The organism is Pseudomonas sp. PB3P13, assembly GCF_054897735.1.
This window is the reverse complement of the sequence record NZ_CM142702.1, coordinates 4,876,675-4,898,923: the sequence shown is the minus strand read 5'-3', so window position 1 is coordinate 4,898,923 and position 22,249 is coordinate 4,876,675. Positions and strand designations below refer to the sequence as shown.

Genomic DNA, 22,249 nt, shown 5'->3' with positions numbered 1-22,249 from the left:
AGACAACCAAAATCGCCATCGCGAAGAGGTGTTAACCGTCCTACGCAGGTGCGTCGTTCGCATCTGACGGGCATGCTTGATCACGCGGCCGGGCCGCAATACATAGAGAGTTTTTAACGGTGAAAAGCAAACTCAAGCTCCACGGGTTCAATAACCTGACAAAGACCTTGAGCTTCAACATCTATGACATCTGCTATGCGGAAACCCCGCAAGACCAGCAGGCCTACGTCGAGTACATCAATGAAGAGTACAACGCGAAACGCCTGACGCAGATCCTCACGGAAGTTGTCGATATCATTGGTGCCAACATCCTGAACATCGCCAGTCAGGACTACGATCCGCAAGGTGCCAGCGTCACGATTCTGATCTCTGAAGAGCCGGTGACCCCGACCGACAGCCAGATCGAAGAATCGCCGGGCCCGCTGCCAGAAATTATCCTGGCCCACCTCGACAAGAGCCACATCACGGTGCACACCTACCCGGAAATCCATCCGGTGGACGGTATTGCAACATTCCGTGTGGACATTGATGTCTCGACCTGTGGCGTCATTTCACCGCTTAAAGCGCTCAACTTCCTGATTCATCAGTTCGATTCGGACATCGTGACCGTGGATTACCGTGTGCGCGGTTTCACCCGTGACGTTGAAGGCAAAAAGCACTTCATCGACCACGAGATCAACTCGATCCAGAACTACCTCTCCGAAGACACCCGCGACGCGTACCAGATGACCGACGTGAACGTGTACCAGGAAAACCTGTTCCACACCAAAATGCTGCTGAAAAACTTCGAACTGGATAACTACCTGTTCGGTGACGCGACCAATAACCTGTCCACTGAGCAACGTGCCCAAGTGACTGATCGCGTTAAACACGAAATGCTCGAAATCTTCTACGCGCGCAACATGCCGACCTAAGATTCTCCGGGCACAGAAAAGGCGACTCCCTCACGGCAGTCGCCTTTTTCATGTCTGTCGTCAAAATCAGTGGGAGCAAGGCTTGCCCGCGAAGGCTTTGTGTCAGTCGCTGTCATTGCTGACTGACCCACCGCTTTCGCGAGCAAGCCCGCTCCCAAAGGTCAGATCCGATAAGTACTCTTGGTCATGACCTTGGCCAACAGACTCATGCCGAAGCGTACCGGCGCCGGAAAACGAAATCCGCCCGCATCCAGTGCACTTTCAGCGTGATGTTCTTCATCAATTCGCATCTGCTCGAGAATCGCCCTGGACTTCTCGTCTTCGGCTGGCAACTGTTCGAGGTGCTCGTTCAGGTGTTTGCAGACTTGATGTTCGGTCGCCGCGACAAAACCCAGACTGACCTTGTCGCTGATCAGCCCGGCCACGGCGCCAATCCCGAAAGACATGCCATAGAACAGCGGATTGAGGATGCTGGTATGGCTGCCCAGCTGATGGATGCGTTGCTCGCACCAGACCAGATGGTCGATTTCTTCTTCGGCGGCATGTTCCATGGCGGCGCGCACTTGCGGCAACCTGGCCGTCAGCGCCTGACCCTGATAAAGAGCCTGGGCACAGACTTCGCCGGTATGGTTGATGCGCATCAGACCGGCGACATGGCGCGTGTCTTCGTCGCTCATTTGCACTTCCGGCAGCACGATGGCCGGCGACGGGCGATACGGTTGACCACTGGAAGGCAGCAGGGTGCGCATTGCAGCATCGGCTTGCAGCAGAAGACGGTCAATGGGCGAATAGTGACGCTGGGTAGTCATGCTGACCTCCGGGAAAAATCTCGGCGGCCAGTTTAACTCAACAGGCCGCCGATGGTTTGCGCTGGGTCATGCCGCAGCAGGAGCGAGGCAGATCAGCCCGGCGGCCAGTTCATCTGGCGCTGACCCAGCACGTGCATGTGAATGTGATAAACGGTTTGCCCACCTTCTTCATTGCAGTTCATCACAAGCCGAAAGCCTTTCTCGCAACCTTGTTCAAGTGCCAGGCGCTGGGCGGTGAACAGAATATGCCCAGCCAATGCCTTGTCGTCTTCGGTGAGGTCGTTCAGGGTGCCTATATGCTTCTTCGGAATCACCAGGAAGTGCACCGGCGCCTGTGGCGCGTTGTCGTGGAAGGCCAGGATTCGGTCGTCCTCGTAAATGATTTTGGCGGGGAGTTCCCCGCTGATGATCTTGCAGAATACGTCATCCACAGCTGTTTTCTCCATTGGTTGATCTGGCCTGAGTTTACCTGCCGGTCGCGCCCTGGCCCACGGATTAAGTGACTCTAAAGACTTCAGCGCGAGCAATGAGCCTTGTTCAGCATGCCCGCGATTGTCCGGTTCAGCCATCGTGAGCCGACTCGCGGCAGGAATGCCCGCCAGCGGTTGGCTCGACCAGGAATGATGATCGCGCGATTTTTTTCCAGCGCGCGTACAGTGTAGAGCGCAACTTCCTCGGGGCTCATCATCAGGTTGGTATTCTCAAGCTTGTCAGTATTCAGCTGTGCCGTGCGGTGGAACCCGGTCCGGGTAGGGCCGGGGCACAGCACTGAGACTTTTACCGCGCACTTCTTCAACTCGACGCGCAACGCTTCGGAAAAATGCAGCACATAGGCTTTGCTTGCGTAATAAGTGCTCATCCAGGGGCCCGGCTGGAAGGCTGCGATGGAAGCGACGTTCAGTATTTGCCCGCCCCCTTGCAGCGCCATCGTATTGCCAATGGCGTGACACAGACGCGTGAGGGCCAGAATGTTTACTTCGATCAGATCTTGCTCGGTCATCCAGTCCTGCGCCAGGAATGGCCCGCAGGTGCCGATGCCGGCGCAGTTGACCAATAAATCGATCTGTCGATCGCCTTCTTCCAGCTCCAGCAAAAACCCGGACAGGCGTAATGGTTCGCCGAGATCGCAGGCGCGAAACAGTACTTCCACGCCAAAACGTTGGGTCAGTTCAATGGCAATGCCTTCCAGCTGATCACGCTGTCGGGCCACCAGAATCAGGCTGCGGCCGCGGCGGGCTAGGGCTTCGGCCATCGCCAGGCCGATGCCGCTGGAGGCACCGGTGATCAGAGCGTAACGGGTCATGCAATTCTCCATCGCAACAGCTCCGCGCCGGCGACGCAGTGTCAGGGGCGGGGAGCGCTGTTCATTCTTTCGCAGAGTCTACAGGTGGCCGGGCTTCTTCGGCTGAATCCTCGACTGCATCCGGCACCGGTTCTGCTTCCACGGCAGCTGGATCTTCGATCTCATCGGTGGTGACCGAGTCACGTTCGTAGGTGCCTTGGGCGGCACTTTCATACTCGCTCTGGATGGCGGTGAGGCCACCAGCCAGTCCACCGATCAGTCCGAGAGCGATAAACACCAGCCATAGCGCGGCCAGTACTTTCACCGCCGTGGTATTGGGCGGAGCAGGTGGACCATAGCGGTTGGCGGTAGCATTGCCGGGCACCACCATGATCACAAACGGAAAAATACTGCCGACAAAAGGCACCACGATCAGCAGCCACAGCCAGCCGGACCACCCTATATCATGCAGCCGCTGGATCATGAACAGCACGCTGGCGATCGCGAGTACCACGACCAGAATAAAGGCCAGTAAGCCCACCAGAATCAAACCTGCGGTTGATTCCGAGCTGATGAGGGCAAAGCCGAAGATCGCAAATACACTGCCAATGCCGAGCGTCACCAGCGTCAGCACCATGGTCCAGGCCAGATAGCGCAAGCGACCGACTCGACCTTCAAAGCTGAGCGGCTTGAGCGAAGCAAACGCCGGTAACGTATCGCTGACGGCGGCGCGCGGTGGCGCGTAAGGGGAGGCCGGCTCTGCGGACAGATTATTGTCCGGCGCAGTGTGTTCGTGCACATCGGACAGATTCAGCTCGATAGCAGTCTCGCTTTCGATTCGCGCATCGATGCCGGTTTTTGTCAGGGCCTGAAGACAGGTCTGCGCATCCGCCTGCGACAAGTCGCGCTTGAGTGCGACCGGTCGGCCACTGAACAAACGCTCGATGGCGGCGACGTCGCTTTTGAACAGATCGGCCAGATTGAGTTTGGCAGTCGTGATATCCACGCCTGGCAGCAGAGCGCCGTCGAAGACGACCTTGTAACGGTTTTCGCTCATTGCGAGGCACCCTTGTCGCGTAGTCAGATGAAGATACGGGCGTCGTAAGGCCAGCCGTGAAGGGCTGGCCAAACCGGGGGTCAGCGCGGCCAGCGTTTGGGCAGGTCGCTCGCCCGTTGCAGCGCCTTGCGATATTCGGCATCAAGGCGTGCCACCAGTTCATCGACACTGGGCAGATCGTTGATGTCGCCGACACCCTGACCGGCCGACCACACGGTTTTCCATGCCTTGGCTTCATCACTCAGTGGCTTGAGCCTGGAACCGAAATTGACTTCTCCCTTGCCCTGAAGCGCCGCCATGTCGAAACCGGCGGCCTCGAGGCTCTGACGCATGAAACTTGCCGGAACGCCGGACACCGCTGGGGTATGCACGATGTCGGCGGCTCTGGACGTCAGCAGCATCTCCTTGTAGGCCTCTGGCGCATGACTTTCCGTGGTGCCGATAAATCGCGTGCCGAAGTAGGCCAAATCCGCCCCCAGCAATTGCGCAGCCAAAATTTCATGGCCATGGTTGAGGCAACCAGCGAGCAGCAGGGTCTTGTCGAAGAACTGGCGGATTTCTGCAATCAGCGAAAACGGACTCCAGGTACCGGCGTGACCTCCGGCACCCGCAGCCACGGCGATCAAGCCATCGACGCCAGCTTCGGCGGCTTTCTCGGCATGTCGGCGAGTGGTGACGTCATGGAATACCAGACCGCCGTAACCGTGCACGGCATCAACCAGCTCCTTCACCGCGCCGAGACTGGTGATCACGATCGGTACTTTGTGTTCGATGCAGATGTCGAGGTCTGCTTGCAGGCGCGGATTACTGTTGTGCACGATCAGATTCACGGCATACGGCGCCGGGTTTTCCAGTGCCGCCAGGCCCGCTTCGATCTCTTCCAGCCAGGCTTTAAAGCCGCTGCTCTCACGCTGATTGAGTGCGGGAAAGCTGCCCACCACGCCGTTGCGGCAGCAGGCGAGGACCAGTTGCGGATTGGAAATCAGGAACATTGGCGCAACCACTACAGGCAGACGCAAACGTTGTTCGAGCAAAGTGGGCAGCGACATTGGAAGTACCCCGGTTCGTCATACGGATTGAAGTCAGAACGGTCGAACGATGACTAGAATTACGATAGCCAGCAACATCAGAACAGGCACTTCATTGAACCAGCGATAAAAGACATGGCTGCGGGTGTTTTCGCCACGGGCAAAACGTTTTACCTGCGCCCCGCACATGTGGTGGTAGCCGATCAAAAGGACGACCAGTGTCAGCTTGGCGTGAATCCACGCACCCTGGCTGAATATGCTCGGGTTAAGGTAGATCAGGGCGATACCGAAAATCAGCGTGGCGATCATTGCCGGTCCCATGATGCCGCGGTACAGCTTGCGCTCCATAAGGCTGAAGCGTTCTTTGCTGACCGTGTCTTCACTTTGAGCGTGATAGACGAACAGCCGTGGCAGATAGAACAGACCGGCAAACCAGCAGACCATGCTGATGATGTGAAACGCTTTGAGCCACAGATAGAGCATTTTAGTTATTCCCAGGTTCACGGTAGACACGATAGTAGAGGGTCGAGTGGCCGCACGTCACCTTGGCGGTTGTCGCAGGGGCGCGCGGCCCCTATTATCGACGGCTTTCCAGTGGGTTCGTTGAGGGCAGGTTTATGGTCAAGGTCGGTATCGTCGGCGGCACGGGTTACACCGGTGTCGAACTGTTGCGTCTGTTGGCGCAGCATCCGCAAGCTGAAGTGGTCGTAATCACTTCCCGATCCGAGGCCGGGCTGGCCGTGGCTGATCTGTACCCGAACCTGCGCGGCCATTACGACGGCCTGGAATTCAGCATGCCGGACGTGAAAACCCTGGGCGCTTGCGACGTGGTGTTCTTCGCAACGCCGCACGGTGTTGCCCACGCTCTGGCCGGCGAGTTGCTGGCGGCAGGCACCAAGGTCATCGACCTCTCCGCCGACTTCCGCCTGCAGGACGCCGAAGAATGGGCCAAGTGGTACGGCCAGCCGCACGGAGCGCCGCAATTGCTGGAAGAGGCGGTCTACGGTCTGCCGGAAGTGAATCGCGAGAAAATCAGGCAAGCGCGTCTGATTGCCGTTCCGGGTTGCTACCCGACGGCCACTCAATTGGGGTTCCTGCCATTGCTCGAATCGGGCCTGGCTGACACCACGCGCCTGATCGCCGACTGCAAATCCGGTGTCAGCGGTGCCGGTCGTGGCGCTTCTGTAGGTTCGCTGTACGCCGAAACATCGGAAAGCATGAAAGCCTATGCGGTCAAAGGTCATCGTCACTTGCCGGAAATTCGCCAGGGTCTGCGCCGCGCAGCTGGTAAAGATGTTGGCCTGACGTTTGTTCCGCATCTGACACCGATGATCCGCGGCATTCACTCGACGCTGTACGCGACAGTTGTCGATCGCTCGGTTGATCTGCAGGCGCTGTTTGAAAAGCGCTATGCCGACGAGCCGTTCGTCGACGTGATGCCGGCGGGCAGCCATCCGGAAACCCGCAGTGTTCGCGGCGCGAACGTTTGCCGCATCGCCGTGCATCGTCCTCAGGACGGTGATCTGGTGGTGGTGTTGTCGGTCATCGACAATCTGGTCAAGGGCGCGTCGGGGCAGGCGGTGCAGAACATGAACATCCTGTTTGGTCTGGATGAGCGCTTCGGCTTGTCCCATGCCGGCATGTTGCCTTAAAAGCAGCTACAAGCTTCAAGTTGTCAGCCTCAAGCTTGAGGCTTGCAGCTTAAAGCTCGCCGCTGCTCCTCTAATAGTTGACCGATTTTCTAGGAGAAGCGGATAATGCGCGTCATCACGCATTATGGCGGCGTAACGCCGGGAGATAATCAGCATGAGCGTCGAATCCTTCACCCCCACGGCTTTGCAATTCACTCACGGTGCTGCGCACAAGGTGAAGAGCCTGGTCGATGAAGAGGGGAATGATCGCTTGAAGCTGCGCGTATTTGTTACGGGCGGCGGTTGTTCAGGTTTTCAGTACGGTTTTACTTTCGATGAAGAAGTGGCCGATGACGACACCATCGTCGAGCGCGAAGGCGTAAGTCTGGTGGTCGATCCGATGAGCTTCCAGTACCTGGCGGGCGCCGAGGTGGATTATCAGGAAGGGCTGGAAGGTTCGCGGTTCGTTATCAAAAACCCGAATGCCAGCACGACGTGTGGTTGCGGGTCTTCGTTCTCGATCTGATCAAACTCTGCATTACAAAACGCCGCGGGGCCTTACGGTACTGCGGCGTTTTGCTGTGTGTGATTTTTAGAGGTGTTCAGGCGGGGTAGATCGCACCCAGCACGCGCAAGCCCCGGGCGCCGGTGACGCTTGGGCGATTGGCCGCGATGCCCTCCAGGCAGCAATGAGCCAACCACGCGAATGCCATGGCTTCGACCCAGTCCGGATCGACACCATATACCTCGGTGCTGCTGACCTTTGCATCCGGCAACAGCGTCGCCAGCCTGTTCATCAATGTGGCGTTATGCGCGCCGCCACCGCAGACCAGTAATTCGCGGGTATCCGCCTGGGCGCTTCGCAGCGATTCGACGATGGTCTGTGCGGTCAGCTCAAGCAGGGTTGCCTGCACGTCCTCGGTTGCAAACGGCGGCAATTGCGCCAGGTGCCGGGTCAGCCAAGGCAAGTTGAACACTTCGCGGCCGGTGCTTTTCGGGCCTTGGGTGATGAAAAACGGATCGCTGAGCAGGGTTTTCAACAACCCTGGCTGAACCCTGCCGGTGCCCGCCCATTGGCCGTCGCGATCAAAATTGTCGCCGCGTTGCTGGTGAATCCATGCATCCAGCAGCACATTGCCCGGTCCGCAGTCGAACCCTGCTACAGGTTTGCCGGGCTCGATCAGGCTAAGATTGCTGAAACCGCCGACATTCAGTACCGCACGGTTGCCGGCACGTTCCTCGAACAGCGCTTCATGAAAGGCTGGTACCAAAGGAGCGCCTTGCCCGCCCGCTGCAACGTCGCGACTGCGGAAATCGCCGACGACGGTGATACCGGTCAGCTCGGTCAGCAGCGCCGGATTGCCGATCTGCACGGTAAATCCGCGTGCAGGTTCGTGACGAATGGTCTGGCCGTGGCTGCCAATCGCGCGAATGTCTTCGGCTTTCAAATGGTGTTCAGCGAGGAGGGTGTGAATACCTCGCGCGGCCAGGCTTACCCAGTTCTGCTGGGCGATGGCGGAGCGGGCTATCTCGTCAGGCCCGCTGGCGCACAAGCCGAGCAGCTCGGTACGCAGGGTTTCGGGCATGGGGATATAGTGCGTGGCGATCAGCTTGATCGCCGGTGTCAGCTCGATCAGCGCAATGTCCAGTCCATCAAGGCTGGTGCCGGACATCACGCCTATATAGAGCGCCATGACTTAACGCTTCGATGCCAGCATGGTGGATTTCTCCTGGTCCATGCGCGCCATCAGCGGTTGGCTCTGCGCCAGGAAGCGTGCACGCTCACCTTTCGGGATCGGATCAGCCATGGCCACTTTCTGACCCAGTGGGTCGACGTGGACGCCATTGACCTGGAACTCATAGTGCAAGTGCGGTCCCGTGGAGAGACCGGTGGTGCCGATGTAACCAATCACCTGACCTTGCTTCACGCTGCCGCCGGTTTTGACGCCTTTGGCGAAACCCTGCATGTGGCCGTAAAGCGTGCGGTAGGTATTGCCGTGCTGGATGATCACAGTGTTGCCGTAACCACCGCGGCGTCCTGCCAGCAACACTTTACCGTCACCGGCTGCCTTGATCGGCGTGCCACGTGGAGCTGCGTAATCGACACCTTTGTGAGCGCGGATCTTGTTCAGGATCGGGTGTTTGCGGCCCATGGAAAATTTCGAGCTGATCCGGGCGAAATCAACCGGCGTACGGATGAACGCCTTGCGCATGCTGTTGCCATCAGCTGTGTAGTAGCTGCTGTTGCCTTGCTTGTTGGTGTAGCGTACCGCGGTGTACGTCTTCCCGCGGTTGGTGAAGCGCGCCGAGAGAATCGGACCGGTGCCGACAGCCTTGCCGTTGACGACTTTCTGTTCGTAGATCACGTCAAACTCGTCGCCTTGACGAATGTCCTGGGCGAAATCGACGTCGTAGCCAAACACGCTGGCCATGTCCATGGTCAGGCTATGCGACAGTCCTGCGCGCGCCGCCGATTGCGACAATGAGCTGTTGATTACGCCGTGAACGTAGGCGGACCGCACGGTCGGCTTGGTGGTAATGCGATTAAACGCGTAGCCCTTGTCATTCTTGGTCAGGCTGATGGTTTCCAGATCGCTGACCTTGCTGTGCAAGTTGGTCAGTTGGCCTTCCGGGTTCAGTTCGAATTCGAGTTTCTGACCGCGTTTGAGCTGGCTGAATTGTTTTGCCTGCTTGTCGCCGGCCAATACTTCGTGCACCGAAGTGGCAGGAAGGCCTACTTTCTCAAACAGGGTAGAGAGTGTGTCGCCCCGGGTGACGATGACTTCCCTGTGACTCGGCGCCTTCTTTTCTTCAACGACCGGCTCCGGCGCGGTTACTGGGGCTGCTTCGGCTATTTGCGAGGTGTCCTCGGCGCTGTCTTCGATCTGCGCGAACGGCGATTCTGCCGGCTCATTTGTGGCCTGAACGGATTCAGCGGCGTCTTGATCTTGTGTCAGTTGTTCAGCAGGACTTTCCAGTTCAAGGCTCAGGGTTGTCTTTTTGGCTTCAACGTCGCTGGATGGAAATACCAGAAGCGCCAGGCTCAGAAGGGCGGCAATGCCGCTTGCGGCGAGCAGGTGGGTCTTCGGGTAAAGCGGTGGCGCTTTAGACGATTCTTTGGTCATAGGTAATTTTTGACTTTGAAAAAGATGGATTGGAAAAGATGAATGACATGATGAAGATGAAATAACTGTATAAAATATAACCAAATCATCTCTGAAGCAAGTCCGCGGACACTCTGCCAGCGGATTGGCGTCATTGCGCCGGCCAAATTTTGTATTTGGCGCGCGATCTTGTATGGTTGGTTCCCTTTGAATTCAAGCCTTACGGGTCTGTTATGAAGTCGGTTGAAGAGCAGCTAGCGCTGATCAAACGTGGTGCGGAAGAATTGTTGGTCGAGTCCGAGCTGATTGAAAAGCTCAAGCGTGGCCAGCCGCTACGTATCAAAGCAGGCTTCGACCCAACCGCACCGGACCTGCACCTTGGTCATACCGTGCTTATTAATAAGCTGCGCCAGTTCCAGGAGCTGGGGCATCAGGTGATCTTCCTTATTGGTGACTTCACCGGGATGATTGGAGATCCAAGCGGCAAGAGTGCGACCCGACCTCCGCTGACCCGAGAGCAGGTTCTTGAAAACGCAGAAACCTACAAAACCCAGGTTTTCAAGATTCTGGATCCGGCCAAAACCGAAGTCGCATTCAACTCCACCTGGATGGATCAGATGGGGCCGGCCGACTTCATTCGCCTGACGTCGCAATACACTGTAGCTCGTATGTTGGAGCGCGATGATTTCGACAAGCGCTACACGACCAATCAGCCGATCGCCATTCACGAGTTCCTTTATCCGCTGGTACAGGGCTATGACTCGGTTGCATTGCGTGCGGATGTCGAGCTGGGTGGCACTGACCAGAAATTCAACCTGCTCATGGGGCGTGAGCTCCAGCGCGGGTATGGTCAAGAACCACAGTGCATTCTGACCATGCCATTGCTTGAAGGTCTGGATGGCGTGAAGAAGATGTCCAAGTCGTTGGGCAACTACGTTGGCATTCAAGAAGCGCCGGGTGTGATGTACAGCAAGCTGGTTTCCATTCCGGACGTGCTGATGTGGCGCTATTTCGAATTGCTCAGCTTCCGTTCCATGGATGAGATCAATGCATTCCGCGCTGATGTAGAGGCGGGTGCCAATCCGCGTGATATTAAAATCAAGCTGGCTGAGGAGATCGTTGCACGTTTCCATGGTGAAGAGGCCGCGGCCAATGCTCACCGTGCTGCGGGAAACCGTATGAAAGAAGGCGAGCTGCCGGATGATCTGCCGGAGATCGAACTGACTGCTGCCGAAGATATGCCGATCGCTGCCGTGCTTAATAAGGCAGGGCTGGTGAAGAACTCGGCTGTGGCACGTGACCTGCTGAATTCTGGGGGCGTGCGTATAGATGGTGACGTTGTTGATCGCACCTTTATATACACAGTGGGCGCGACCCACGTTTGCCAGGCAGGAAAGAAGGCATTTGCGCGGATTACACTTAAATCCGAGTAAAGCTTGAATTAGGGGTTGACGGCAAATTCTGGACGTCTATAATTCGCCCCACTTCCGGCGCAGTCGAAACGGAAAACTCCTTGGCAAACAATGAGTTACGCAGTTTTCGGCAGCAGCTTGCTTCAGATCATCGAAGCCTGGAAGGAGTTGAAATGGCGGTGTTGTTGGGCTCTTTTGACGATTCGATCTTCTCGGTCGAAAGCGGAGAAAAAGAGGTGTTGACAGCAGCGAGTAACGCTGTAGAATTCGCCTCCCGCTAACGAGAGATCGGAAGCGCAAGTGGTTGAAGTTGTTAAGGATTTCCAAGCGAAACTTTGAAAACTTCTTGAAATAACCGCTTGACAGATACACGGAGCGCTGTAAAATGCGCGCCTCGGTTGAGACGAAAGATCTTAACCAACCGCTCTTTAACAACTGAATCAAGCAATTCGTGTGGGTGCTTGTGGAGTCAGACTGATAGTCAACAAGATTATCAGCATCACAAGTTACTCCGCGAGAAATCAAAGATGTAACCAACGATTGCTGAGCCAAGTTTAGGGTTTCTTAAAAACCCAAAGATGTTTGAACTGAAGAGTTTGATCATGGCTCAGATTGAACGCTGGCGGCAGGCCTAACACATGCAAGTCGAGCGGTAGAGAGAAGCTTGCTTCTCTTGAGAGCGGCGGACGGGTGAGTAATGCCTAGGAATCTGCCTGGTAGTGGGGGATAACGCTCGGAAACGGACGCTAATACCGCATACGTCCTACGGGAGAAAGCAGGGGACCTTCGGGCCTTGCGCTATCAGATGAGCCTAGGTCGGATTAGCTAGTTGGTGAGGTAATGGCTCACCAAGGCGACGATCCGTAACTGGTCTGAGAGGATGATCAGTCACACTGGAACTGAGACACGGTCCAGACTCCTACGGGAGGCAGCAGTGGGGAATATTGGACAATGGGCGAAAGCCTGATCCAGCCATGCCGCGTGTGTGAAGAAGGTCTTCGGATTGTAAAGCACTTTAAGTTGGGAGGAAGGGCAGTAAATTAATACTTTGCTGTTTTGACGTTACCGACAGAATAAGCACCGGCTAACTCTGTGCCAGCAGCCGCGGTAATACAGAGGGTGCAAGCGTTAATCGGAATTACTGGGCGTAAAGCGCGCGTAGGTGGTTTGTTAAGTTGGATGTGAAATCCCCGGGCTCAACCTGGGAACTGCATTCAAAACTGACAAGCTAGAGTATGGTAGAGGGTGGTGGAATTTCCTGTGTAGCGGTGAAATGCGTAGATATAGGAAGGAACACCAGTGGCGAAGGCGACCACCTGGACTGATACTGACACTGAGGTGCGAAAGCGTGGGGAGCAAACAGGATTAGATACCCTGGTAGTCCACGCCGTAAACGATGTCAACTAGCCGTTGGGAGCCTTGAGCTCTTAGTGGCGCAGCTAACGCATTAAGTTGACCGCCTGGGGAGTACGGCCGCAAGGTTAAAACTCAAATGAATTGACGGGGGCCCGCACAAGCGGTGGAGCATGTGGTTTAATTCGAAGCAACGCGAAGAACCTTACCAGGCCTTGACATCCAATGAACTTTCCAGAGATGGATTGGTGCCTTCGGGAACATTGAGACAGGTGCTGCATGGCTGTCGTCAGCTCGTGTCGTGAGATGTTGGGTTAAGTCCCGTAACGAGCGCAACCCTTGTCCTTAGTTACCAGCACGTTATGGTGGGCACTCTAAGGAGACTGCCGGTGACAAACCGGAGGAAGGTGGGGATGACGTCAAGTCATCATGGCCCTTACGGCCTGGGCTACACACGTGCTACAATGGTCGGTACAGAGGGTTGCCAAGCCGCGAGGTGGAGCTAATCCCAGAAAACCGATCGTAGTCCGGATCGCAGTCTGCAACTCGACTGCGTGAAGTCGGAATCGCTAGTAATCGCGAATCAGAATGTCGCGGTGAATACGTTCCCGGGCCTTGTACACACCGCCCGTCACACCATGGGAGTGGGTTGCACCAGAAGTAGCTAGTCTAACCTTCGGGAGGACGGTTACCACGGTGTGATTCATGACTGGGGTGAAGTCGTAACAAGGTAGCCGTAGGGGAACCTGCGGCTGGATCACCTCCTTAATCGACGACATCAGCTGCTCCATGAGCTCCCACACGAATTGCTTGATTCATTGAAGAAGACGATAGAAGCAGCTTTAAGCTCCAAGCTGATAGCTCATGGCTAACAGTTACAAGCTCGAAATTGGGTCTGTAGCTCAGTTGGTTAGAGCGCACCCCTGATAAGGGTGAGGTCGGCAGTTCGAATCTGCCCAGACCCACCAATTTTGTTATGGGGCCATAGCTCAGCTGGGAGAGCGCCTGCCTTGCACGCAGGAGGTCAGCGGTTCGATCCCGCTTGGCTCCACCATAAACTGCTTTGTGCCGTTAGAGTTTAGAAATGAGTATTCCACCGAGAATATTGATTTCTAGTCTTTGATTAGATCGTTCTTTAAAAATTTGGGTATGTGATAGAAAGATAGACTGGCCCCCACTTTCACTGGTGGGGCTCAGGCTAAGGTAAAATTTGTGAGTTGCTCTTAAGAGTATTGCGAATTTTCGGCGAATGTCGTCTTCACAGTATAACCAGATTGCTTGGGGTTATATGGTCAAGTGAAGAAGCGCATACGGTGGATGCCTTGGCAGTCAGAGGCGATGAAAGACGTGGTAGCCTGCGAAAAGCTTCGGGGAGTCGGCAAACAGACTTTGATCCGGAGATGTCTGAATGGGGGAACCCACCTAACACAAGTTAGGTATCTTAAGCTGAATACATAGGCTTAAGAAGCGAACCAGGGGAACTGAAACATCTAAGTACCCTGAGGAAAAGAAATCAACCGAGATTCCCTTAGTAGTGGCGAGCGAACGGGGACTAGCCCTTAAGTGGCTTTAAGATTAGCGGAACGCTCTGGAAAGTGCGGCCATAGTGGGTGATAGCCCTGTACGCGAAAATCTTATTGTCATGAAATCGAGTAGGACGGAGCACGAGAAACTTTGTCTGAATATGGGGGGACCATCCTCCAAGGCTAAATACTACTGACTGACCGATAGTGAACTAGTACCGTGAGGGAAAGGCGAAAAGAACCCCGGAGAGGGGAGTGAAATAGATCCTGAAACCGTATGCGTACAAGCAGTGGGAGCCCACTTTGTTGGGTGACTGCGTACCTTTTGTATAATGGGTCAGCGACTTATTTTCAGTGGCGAGCTTAACCGAATAGGGGAGGCGTAGCGAAAGCGAGTCTTAATAGGGCGTCTAGTCGCTGGGAATAGACCCGAAACCGGGCGATCTATCCATGGGCAGGTTGAAGGTTGGGTAACACTAACTGGAGGACCGAACCGACTACCGTTGAAAAGTTAGCGGATGACCTGTGGATCGGAGTGAAAGGCTAATCAAGCTCGGAGATAGCTGGTTCTCCTCGAAAGCTATTTAGGTAGCGCCTCATGTATCACTGTAGGGGGTAGAGCACTGTTTCGGCTAGGGGGTCATCCCGACTTACCAAACCGATGCAAACTCCGAATACCTACAAGTGCCGAGCATGGGAGACACACGGCGGGTGCTAACGTCCGTCGTGAAAAGGGAAACAACCCAGACCGTCAGCTAAGGTCCCAAAGTTATGGTTAAGTGGGAAACGATGTGGGAAGGCTTAGACAGCTAGGAGGTTGGCTTAGAAGCAGCCACCCTTTAAAGAAAGCGTAATAGCTCACTAGTCGAGTCGGCCTGCGCGGAAGATGTAACGGGGCTCAAACCATACACCGAAGCTACGGGTATCACTTAGGTGATGCGGTAGAGGAGCGTTCTGTAAGCCTGTGAAGGTGAGTTGAGAAGCTTGCTGGAGGTATCAGAAGTGCGAATGCTGACATGAGTAACGACAATGGGTGTGAAAAACACCCACGCCGAAAGACCAAGGTTTCCTGCGCAACGTTAATCGACGCAGGGTTAGTCGGTCCCTAAGGCGAGGCTGAAAAGCGTAGTCGATGGAAAACAGGTTAATATTCCTGTACTTCTGGTTATTGCGATGGAGGGACGGAGAAGGCTAGGCCAGCTTGGCGTTGGTTGTCCAAGTTTAAGGTGGTAGGCTGAGATCTTAGGTAAATCCGGGATCTTAAGGCCGAGAGCTGATGACGAGTGTTCTTTTAGAACACGAAGTGGTTGATGCCATGCTTCCAAGAAAAGCTTCTAAGCTTCAGGTAACCAGGAACCGTACCCCAAACCGACACAGGTGGTTGGGTAGAGAATACCAAGGCGCTTGAGAGAACTCGGGTGAAGGAACTAGGCAAAATGGCACCGTAACTTCGGGAGAAGGTGCGCCGGTGAGGGTGAAGGACTTGCTCCGTAAGCTCATGCCGGTCGAAGATACCAGGCCGCTGCGACTGTTTATTAAAAACACAGCACTCTGCAAACACGAAAGTGGACGTATAGGGTGTGACGCCTGCCCGGTGCCGGAAGGTTAATTGATGGGGTTAGCTAACGCGAAGCTCTTGATCGAAGCCCCGGTAAACGGCGGCCGTAACTATAACGGTCCTAAGGTAGCGAAATTCCTTGTCGGGTAAGTTCCGACCTGCACGAATGGCGTAACGATGGCGGCGCTGTCTCCACCCGAGACTCAGTGAAATTGAAATCGCTGTGAAGATGCAGTGTATCCGCGGCTAGACGGAAAGACCCCGTGAACCTTTACTATAGCTTTGCACTGGACTTTGAATTTGCTTGTGTAGGATAGGTGGGAGGCTTTGAAGCGTGGACGCCAGTTCGCGTGGAGCCAACCTTGAAATACCACCCTGGCAACTTTGAGGTTCTAACTCAGGTCCGTTATCCGGATCGAGGACAGTGTATGGTGGGTAGTTTGACTGGGGCGGTCTCCTCCTAAAGAGTAACGGAGGAGTACGAAGGTGCGCTCAGACCGGTCGGAAATCGGTCGTAGAGTATAAAGGCAAAAGCGCGCTTGACTGCGAGACAGACACGTCGAGCAGGTACGAAAGTAGGTCTTAGTGATCCGGTGGTTCTGTATGGAAGGGCCATCGCTCAACGGATAAAAGGTACTCCGGGGATAACAGGCTGATACCGCCCAAGAGTTCATATCGACGGCGGTGTTTGGCACCTCGATGTCGGCTCATCACATCCTGGGGCTGAAGCCGGTCCCAAGGGTATGGCTGTTCGCCATTTAAAGTGGTACGCGAGCTGGGTTTAGAACGTCGTGAGACAGTTCGGTCCCTATCTGCCGTGGACGTTTGAGATTTGAGAGGGGCTGCTCCTAGTACGAGAGGACCGGAGTGGACGAACCTCTGGTGTTCCGGTTGTCACGCCAGTGGCATTGCCGGGTAGCTATGTTCGGAATAGATAACCGCTGAAAGCATCTAAGCGGGAAACTAGCCTCAAGATGAGATCTCACTGGGACCTTGAGTCCCCTGAAGGGCCGTCGAAGACTACGACGTTGATAGGTTGGGTGTGTAAGCGCTGTGAGGCGTTGAGCTAACCAATACTAATTGCCCGTGAGGCTTGACCATATAACACCCAAGCAATTTGCAGGCTTTGAGCTAACAAGCGAAAGAGCACCAGATTGCGGTGTGTGAAGACGACATGAACCGAAAGTTCGCAGGTTGTACTCACCAGCAGCACACAAACTATCGCATACCCATTCGCTGGAGCGTGAACCTGAAAAGGCCCACGACCTGGCTACCGAATTTCTTGACGACCATAGAGCATTGGAACCACCTGATCCCATCCCGAACTCAGCAGTGAAACGATGCATCGCCGATGGTAGTGTGGGGTTTCCCCATGTGAGAGTAGGTCATCGTCAAGATTAAATTCCAAAACCCCTATCTGCGTATGCAGGTAGGGGTTTTGTTTTGTCCGCAGGAAAGTTGTCTGCCGAAAAACATCCCCCAACATATGCAACTGGACGGAGCATGGCTATCATGCGGGCCTCATTGTGAGGCGGGACTTGCATGCTGACGTTGTTGAAGCTACTTAAAGATGGCCGATTCCATTCAGGTCAGGCTCTGGGCGCTGCATTGGGCGTCAGTCGCAGCGCTGTGTGGAAGCAGCTTCAGCATCTCGAAGCTGATCTTGGTTTATCCATCCACAAGGTGCGAGGCCGTGGTTATCAATTGGCTGCGCCCCTAACGCTACTCGATGCTGCTGCGATAAAGCAGGAGGCCTCCTGCGATTGGCCCATCCTGGTTTTCGATTCGATTGACTCAACCAATGCCGAGGCTCTACGCGCAATACACCGCGGGGAGGCTGCGCCTTTTTTTGTGCTCGCCGAGCGGCAAACTGCGGGGCGTGGCCGGCGCGGTCGCAAGTGGGTGAGTCCTTTTGCTGAAAATATCTATTACAGTCTCGTACTGCGGATTGAAGGTGGCATGCGACAGCTCGAGGGCTTGAGCCTCGTAGTAGGGCTCGCTGTGCTGCAAGCGCTACGAGAATCGGGGGTTCAGAGTGCGGGCTTGAAGTGGCCTAACGATCTGCTCGTTGGGCAAAAAAAGATCGCAGGTATTCTGCTCGAGTTGGTAGGCGATCCTGCTGATGTCTGTCACGTTGTCCTGGGTGTCGGTATCAATGTGAACATGCAGTCGTCGGAGGAAGTTGATCAGCAGTGGACGTCAATGAGGCTTGAGTCAGGTCGGCCATTTGACCGCAACAGGCTAGTCGCCCTCTTGGGAAAAACCCTGCAGAAGTATCTGGAGCGCCATCAGATTGGTGGATTTACTGCGATCCAGTCCGAGTGGGAGCAAAATCATTTATGGCAGGGGCGTTCGGTGTCGTTGACTGCTGGAGCGAACCAAATAGATGGTGAAGTGCTCGGTATTGATAGTCAGGGTGCCCTTCGCCTGAAGGTGGATGGTGTGGAAAAAGTTTTTAGTGGTGGTGAGCTTAGTTTGAGGTTGCGCGATGATTCTTGAGCTCGACTGCGGAAATAGTTTTATCAAGTGGCGGGTGCTCGCCGCCAACGCCCGGCAGACGATTGGGGAGGGTGTTGTTGAGTCGAATGTTGCCTTGCTGGAGAGTCTTCATGCGCTTCAAGCGCTTTCACTTAAATTCTGTCGGTTGGTCAGCGTCCGAACGGAAGAAGAAACGAGCGTGCTGATATCCCTTTTGACGGAGACGTTTGATGTCTCCGTGGCGAGCGCGGTGCCCGCTCGCGAGATGGGTGGCGTTCGCAATGGCTATGAGGACTTTGAGCGCTTGGGGCTCGATCGTTGGCTTGCAATGCTCGGCGGGTTCCATTTGGCTGCTGGGGCATGCCTTGTGCTTGATTTCGGTACTGCCGTGACTGCAGATTTTGTCAGTAGTGATGGTGAGCATCTGGGAGGATTTATTTGTCCCGGGATGCCCTTGATGCGTAATCAATTGCGTACACATACACGCAGGATCCGTTACGGCGACCTGGCCGCCGAACGTGCTTTGGAAAGTCTCACGCCTGGTCGCACTACCGTTGAGGCGGTTGAGCGAGGGTGCTCATTGATGTTGCAGGGCTTTGTCCTGACGCAGCTTGACCTGGCGCGGAGCTATTGGGGGGCTGACTATTCGGTGTTCCTCACTGGGGGGGACGCTGGCCTGGTTTCCGGCACAGTGCCGGAGGCAAGAGTGGTCCCGGATCTCGTGTTTGTCGGATTGGCTATGGCGTGTCCTTTGTCCTGAGGTTTTTATGCGTTGGTTGTTCCTGCTGCTGCTTGTTCTCAACGTGTTCTATTACATCTGGCATCAGCAAGAGGCTCCTCTTCGCGCAAAGGATGTCACGCCCTTGAGCTTATATCGGGGTGGGCAGCAAGATATAAGGCTGCTAAGCGAGACGGCCGAGACAAAAGCGGATACAGCAAGAACGGTTGTGGTTAATAACAGTTGTCTGTACCTAGGTGGCTATGGCCGGCCAGAGGTTGCTCAGGCAGTTGAGCGTCGGTTGAGCGGTATGGAGATCAAATTCCAGTCCCTGACGAAAGATCTGCCTGAGTTGTCCGGTTACTGGGTGCGGGTGGCGCCCGAGAGCCGTCGCTGGTTGGGTGATGCGCAGTTGCAAAACCTTTCCAGAGAATTCAATGAGTTAAAACATAAAATAATGCCGTGTGAGGGGGTTGCACCTGCCGAATAGTTTGCATAGAATGGCGCCCGCTTCGCAGTGAAGACCTTTACAGGCCAACACCAGGAAGTGATGTCAGCGCAGCTAAGCTCAGGTTTTTAATGAGAAAATGCTTGACAGAAGGTCGGCATGATATAGAATGCCGGCTCGCTTAGGAGGGGTTCCCGAGCGGCCAAAGGGATCAGACTGTAAATCTGACGTCTACGACTTCGAAGGTTCGAATCCTTCCCCCTCCACCATTTTTAGCGAGAGCTGCAAGCCTCGCGGGTATAGTTTAGTGGTAGAACCTCAGCCTTCCAAGCTGATGATGCGGGTTCGATTCCCGCTACCCGCTCCAAGTTTGCAGATCCTGCGAAGTGTTTCGCTCTTGTAGCTCAGTTGGTAGAGCACACCCTTGGTAAGGGTGAGGTCAGCGGTTCAAATCCGCTCAAGAGCTCCATATAACAAGGCAGATATGAAAATATCTGCCTTTGTTTTAATGGCTTGTTTGACTTGCACAATTCTTCTCCTGAGGGTGATTTCGATGGCTAAGGAAAAGTTCGAACGTAATAAGCCGCACGTCAACGTAGGCACCATTGGTCACGTCGATCATGGCAAAACTACTCTGACTGCAGCCCTGACCCGTGTCTGCTCCGAAGTCTTCGGTTCGGCAAAGGTTGACTTCGACAAGATCGATAGCGCCCCAGAAGAAAAAGCTCGTGGTATCACCATCAACACCGCTCACGTTGAATACGATTCGGCTGTGCGTCACTACGCGCATGTTGACTGCCCTGGTCACGCCGATTATGTAAAAAACATGATTACCGGTGCTGCGCAGATGGATGGTGCGATTCTGGTTTGCTCGGCCGCTGATGGTCCGATGCCGCAAACCCGTGAGCACATCCTTCTGTCGCGTCAGGTTGGCGTTCCGTACATCGTTGTCTTCCTGAACAAGGCTGACATGGTTGATGATGCGGAGCTGCTCGAGTTGGTTGAGATGGAGGTGCGCGACCTGTTGAGCACTTATGATTTCCCAGGTGATGACACTCCGATCATCATCGGTTCGGCGCTGATGGCGTTGAATGGTCAAGACGACAACGAGATGGGTACCACTGCCGTCAAGAAGTTGGTCGAGACGCTGGATAGCTATATTCCGCAGCCTGAGCGCGCGATCGACAAGCCGTTCTTGATGCCGATCGAGGATGTGTTCTCGATCTCCGGTCGCGGTACTGTTGTGACGGGTCGTGTTGAGCGTGGCATTGTGCGCATCCAGGAAGAAGTTGAGATTGTTGGTCTTCGTGACACGGTCAAAACGACTTGTACTGGTGTTGAAATGTTTCGCAAATTGCTCGACGAAGGTCGTGCTGGCGAAAACTGCGGTGTATTGCTTCGCGGTACGAAGCGTGATGATGTTGAGCGCGGGCAGGTGCTGGTCAAGCCGGGCACTGTCAAGCCGCATACCAAGTTCACTGCAGAAGTTTACGTTTTGAGCAAGGAGGAGGGTGGTCGTCATACGCCGTTCTTCAAAGGCTACCGTCCGCAGTTCTACTTCCGTACGACTGACGTGACTGGTAACTGTGAGTTGCCCGAAGGTGTTGAGATGGTAATGCCGGGGGATAACGTTCAGATGACCGTTACCCTGATCAAAACCATCGCAATGGAAGATGGTTTGCGTTTTGCAATCCGTGAAGGCGGTCGTACCGTCGGCGCAGGGGTTGTGGCAAAAGTCATCGAGTAAGTTGTTGTAATGTCTTTTTCGGGCCGGCATAATGGTCGGCCTGATTTTGTTTTAGGTCAGTAGCTCAATTGGCAGAGCGACGGTCTCCAAAACCGTAGGTTGGGGGTTCGATTCCCTCCTGACCTGCCAGATTCACTTGGTGGGTTTGGCTTTCTTTTCACAGGATCTTCATAGATGACTCCTCAAGCTGAAGCTCAAGGCTCTCGCTTCGATCTGCTCAAGTGGCTAGTAGTAGTTGCTTTGGTGGTTGTTGGCGTTGTTGGCAATCAGTATTACTCTGCTTCGCCGATCCTGTACCGCGTACTAGCTTTGCTTGCCATTGCTGCTGTAGCTGCCTTTGTAGGCTTGCAGACAGCCAAGGGCAAGTCTTTCTTTGTACTGGTTAAGGAAGCTCGCACCGAGATTCGTAAAGTCGTTTGGCCAACTCGCCAAGAAACCACGCAGACCACATTGATCGTTGTGGCTGTTGTTCTGGTAATGGCGTTGCTGTTGTGGGGGCTTGATTCCCTGCTCGGCTGGCTTGTTTCCTTGATTGTCGGCTAAGGGTGTCCCGTGGCTAAGCGTTGGTACGTTGTGCATGCTTACTCCGGTTACGAGAAGCATGTCATGCGCTCGTTGGTAGAGCGCGTAAAGCTGGCTGGCATGGAAGATGGCTTCGGCGAAATTCTGGTTCCCACTGAAGAAGTGGTTGAAATGCGTAATGGCCAGAAGCGCAAAAGCGAGCGCAAGTTCTTCCCAGGGTATGTGCTGGTTCAGATGGACATGAATGAGGGTACTTGGCACTTGGTCAAGGATACTCCTCGGGTGATGGGTTTCATCGGCGGTACTGCTGATAAGCCTGCACCAATTACAGATAAAGAGGCAGAAGCGATTCTGCGTCGTGTTGCTGATGGCAGCGACAAGCCGAAGCCGAAGACGTTGTTCGAGCCAGGCGAGTCCGTGCGCGTCAACGACGGGCCGTTTGCTGATTTTACCGGCACGGTCGAAGAGGTTAACTACGAAAAGAGCCGCATCCAGGTGGCAGTGCTCATTTTCGGTCGCTCTACTCCGGTAGAGCTTGAGTTCAGTCAGGTCGAAAAGGTCTAGCTGAGCAAGCATCCCAACCCCACAGCCCTAGGCTGTGGGGTTTTGTCGTCACTGGGATAAACGCGCAAGTAACCGGGGAGCCTTTCGAGGCGTTAGAACCC

Annotated in this window: 19 protein-coding genes, 6 tRNA genes and 3 rRNA genes; 20 read left to right on the top strand and 8 right to left on the bottom strand. The window is 54.9% G+C overall.

Annotation, left to right across the window (positions count from 1 at the left end; translation table 11 throughout):
- Positions 1-119: 119 nt before the first annotated feature.
- Complete coding sequence (speD, locus tag ACYZT1_RS22670; RefSeq protein WP_150579369.1) at positions 120-914, top strand: adenosylmethionine decarboxylase; 795 nt, start codon at positions 120-122, stop codon at positions 912-914.
- 161 nt (positions 915-1,075) lie between these two features.
- Here speD and coq7 read toward each other — a convergent pair whose 3' ends face one another.
- The 6 genes from coq7 to hemJ all read right to left on the bottom strand — a co-directional run bounded on the left by coq7 (position 1,076) and on the right by hemJ (position 5,573).
- Positions 1,076-1,723 carry a 2-polyprenyl-3-methyl-6-methoxy-1,4-benzoquinone monooxygenase gene (gene coq7 / locus ACYZT1_RS22665; protein ID WP_462016772.1) on the bottom strand — a complete coding sequence of 216 codons (648 nt, stop codon included), beginning with the start codon at positions 1,721-1,723 and terminating at the stop codon, positions 1,076-1,078.
- Between the two features lie 92 nt (positions 1,724-1,815).
- A complete protein-coding gene (locus ACYZT1_RS22660) occupies positions 1,816-2,154 on the bottom strand; it encodes a histidine triad nucleotide-binding protein (RefSeq protein WP_462016771.1) in 339 nt (112 codons plus the stop codon).
- A gap of 83 nt (positions 2,155-2,237) precedes the next feature.
- Positions 2,238-3,026, bottom strand: coding sequence for an SDR family NAD(P)-dependent oxidoreductase (locus tag ACYZT1_RS22655; RefSeq protein ID WP_462016770.1), 789 nt, complete (start codon positions 3,024-3,026; stop codon positions 2,238-2,240).
- A gap of 61 nt (positions 3,027-3,087) precedes the next feature.
- A complete protein-coding gene (locus ACYZT1_RS22650; RefSeq protein WP_462016769.1) occupies positions 3,088-4,062 on the bottom strand; it encodes a DUF805 domain-containing protein in 975 nt (324 codons plus the stop codon).
- 80 nt (positions 4,063-4,142) lie between these two features.
- On the bottom strand, positions 4,143-5,111 hold the full coding sequence (locus ACYZT1_RS22645; protein WP_462016768.1) for an NAD(P)H-dependent flavin oxidoreductase: 969 nt from the start codon (positions 5,109-5,111) through the stop codon (positions 4,143-4,145).
- Between the two features lie 33 nt (positions 5,112-5,144).
- On the bottom strand, positions 5,145-5,573 hold the full coding sequence (gene hemJ, locus ACYZT1_RS22640; RefSeq protein ID WP_462016767.1) for a protoporphyrinogen oxidase HemJ: 429 nt from the start codon (positions 5,571-5,573) through the stop codon (positions 5,145-5,147).
- A gap of 134 nt (positions 5,574-5,707) precedes the next feature.
- On the opposite strand from hemJ, the gene argC reads away from it, so the two are divergent.
- Both argC and erpA read left to right on the top strand, forming a co-directional pair.
- On the top strand, positions 5,708-6,742 hold the full coding sequence (gene argC, locus ACYZT1_RS22635) for an N-acetyl-gamma-glutamyl-phosphate reductase (protein WP_462016766.1): 1,035 nt from the start codon (positions 5,708-5,710) through the stop codon (positions 6,740-6,742).
- A 154-nt stretch (positions 6,743-6,896) separates the two neighbouring features.
- Positions 6,897-7,247 (top strand): iron-sulfur cluster insertion protein ErpA, encoded by a 351-nt coding sequence (gene erpA, locus ACYZT1_RS22630; RefSeq protein WP_007947969.1) that lies wholly within the window; start codon positions 6,897-6,899, stop codon positions 7,245-7,247.
- A gap of 76 nt (positions 7,248-7,323) precedes the next feature.
- On the opposite strand, the gene ACYZT1_RS22625 is transcribed toward erpA, so the two are convergent.
- Both ACYZT1_RS22625 and ACYZT1_RS22620 read right to left on the bottom strand, forming a co-directional pair.
- Entirely contained in the window at positions 7,324-8,415 is a 1,092-nt protein-coding gene (locus tag ACYZT1_RS22625) for an anhydro-N-acetylmuramic acid kinase (RefSeq protein WP_462016765.1), read from the bottom strand.
- 3 nt (positions 8,416-8,418) lie between these two features.
- On the bottom strand, positions 8,419-9,846 hold the full coding sequence (locus tag ACYZT1_RS22620; RefSeq protein ID WP_462016764.1) for a peptidoglycan DD-metalloendopeptidase family protein: 1,428 nt from the start codon (positions 9,844-9,846) through the stop codon (positions 8,419-8,421).
- 212 nt (positions 9,847-10,058) lie between these two features.
- Between ACYZT1_RS22620 and tyrS the strand changes: the two genes are divergently transcribed.
- The 17 genes from tyrS (at position 10,059) to nusG (ending at position 22,148) form a co-directional block, all read left to right on the top strand.
- Positions 10,059-11,258 carry a tyrosine--tRNA ligase gene (gene tyrS, locus ACYZT1_RS22615; protein ID WP_462016763.1) on the top strand — a complete coding sequence of 400 codons (1,200 nt, stop codon included), beginning with the start codon at positions 10,059-10,061 and terminating at the stop codon, positions 11,256-11,258.
- Between the two features lie 80 nt (positions 11,259-11,338).
- Positions 11,339-11,518 (top strand): hypothetical protein, encoded by a 180-nt coding sequence (locus ACYZT1_RS22610; RefSeq protein ID WP_462016762.1) that lies wholly within the window; start codon positions 11,339-11,341, stop codon positions 11,516-11,518.
- Between the two features lie 303 nt (positions 11,519-11,821).
- Positions 11,822-13,358: ribosomal RNA gene (locus ACYZT1_RS22605) — 16S ribosomal RNA — on the top strand.
- A gap of 123 nt (positions 13,359-13,481) precedes the next feature.
- Positions 13,482-13,558, top strand: a tRNA-Ile gene (locus ACYZT1_RS22600).
- A 10-nt stretch (positions 13,559-13,568) separates the two neighbouring features.
- Positions 13,569-13,644 (top strand) — tRNA-Ala (locus ACYZT1_RS22595).
- 236 nt (positions 13,645-13,880) lie between these two features.
- Positions 13,881-16,772: ribosomal RNA gene (locus tag ACYZT1_RS22590) — 23S ribosomal RNA — on the top strand.
- A gap of 180 nt (positions 16,773-16,952) precedes the next feature.
- Positions 16,953-17,068, top strand: a 5S ribosomal RNA gene (gene rrf, locus ACYZT1_RS22585).
- Together the 16S, 23S and 5S rRNA genes with 2 tRNA genes alongside form the textbook arrangement of a ribosomal RNA operon.
- A gap of 145 nt (positions 17,069-17,213) precedes the next feature.
- Complete coding sequence (gene birA / locus ACYZT1_RS22580; RefSeq protein WP_462016761.1) at positions 17,214-18,170, top strand: bifunctional biotin--[acetyl-CoA-carboxylase] ligase/biotin operon repressor BirA; 957 nt, start codon at positions 17,214-17,216, stop codon at positions 18,168-18,170.
- Positions 18,160-18,909 (top strand): pantothenate kinase, encoded by a 750-nt coding sequence (locus tag ACYZT1_RS22575; RefSeq protein WP_462016760.1) that lies wholly within the window; start codon positions 18,160-18,162, stop codon positions 18,907-18,909. Before birA ends, ACYZT1_RS22575 begins: the two co-directional genes overlap by 11 nt.
- A gap of 7 nt (positions 18,910-18,916) precedes the next feature.
- Positions 18,917-19,357, top strand: a complete 441-nt coding sequence (locus tag ACYZT1_RS22570; protein ID WP_462016759.1) for a hypothetical protein — start codon at positions 18,917-18,919, stop codon at positions 19,355-19,357.
- A gap of 142 nt (positions 19,358-19,499) precedes the next feature.
- Positions 19,500-19,584, top strand: a tRNA-Tyr gene (locus ACYZT1_RS22565).
- A 24-nt stretch (positions 19,585-19,608) separates the two neighbouring features.
- Positions 19,609-19,682: transfer RNA gene (locus ACYZT1_RS22560), tRNA-Gly, on the top strand.
- A 26-nt stretch (positions 19,683-19,708) separates the two neighbouring features.
- A tRNA-Thr gene (locus ACYZT1_RS22555) sits at positions 19,709-19,784 on the top strand.
- Between the two features lie 84 nt (positions 19,785-19,868).
- The gene (tuf, locus tag ACYZT1_RS22550) at positions 19,869-21,062 is read left to right on the top strand and encodes an elongation factor Tu (protein ID WP_007896619.1); all 1,194 of its coding nucleotides are present in this window, start codon (positions 19,869-19,871) and stop codon (positions 21,060-21,062) included.
- A gap of 53 nt (positions 21,063-21,115) precedes the next feature.
- Positions 21,116-21,191, top strand: a tRNA-Trp gene (locus ACYZT1_RS22545).
- 45 nt (positions 21,192-21,236) lie between these two features.
- A complete protein-coding gene (secE, locus tag ACYZT1_RS22540) occupies positions 21,237-21,605 on the top strand; it encodes a preprotein translocase subunit SecE (RefSeq protein ID WP_462016758.1) in 369 nt (122 codons plus the stop codon).
- Positions 21,606-21,614: 9 nt separating this feature from the next.
- A complete protein-coding gene (gene nusG / locus ACYZT1_RS22535) occupies positions 21,615-22,148 on the top strand; it encodes a transcription termination/antitermination protein NusG (RefSeq protein ID WP_007896622.1) in 534 nt (177 codons plus the stop codon).
- Positions 22,149-22,249: the final 101 nt, after the last annotated feature.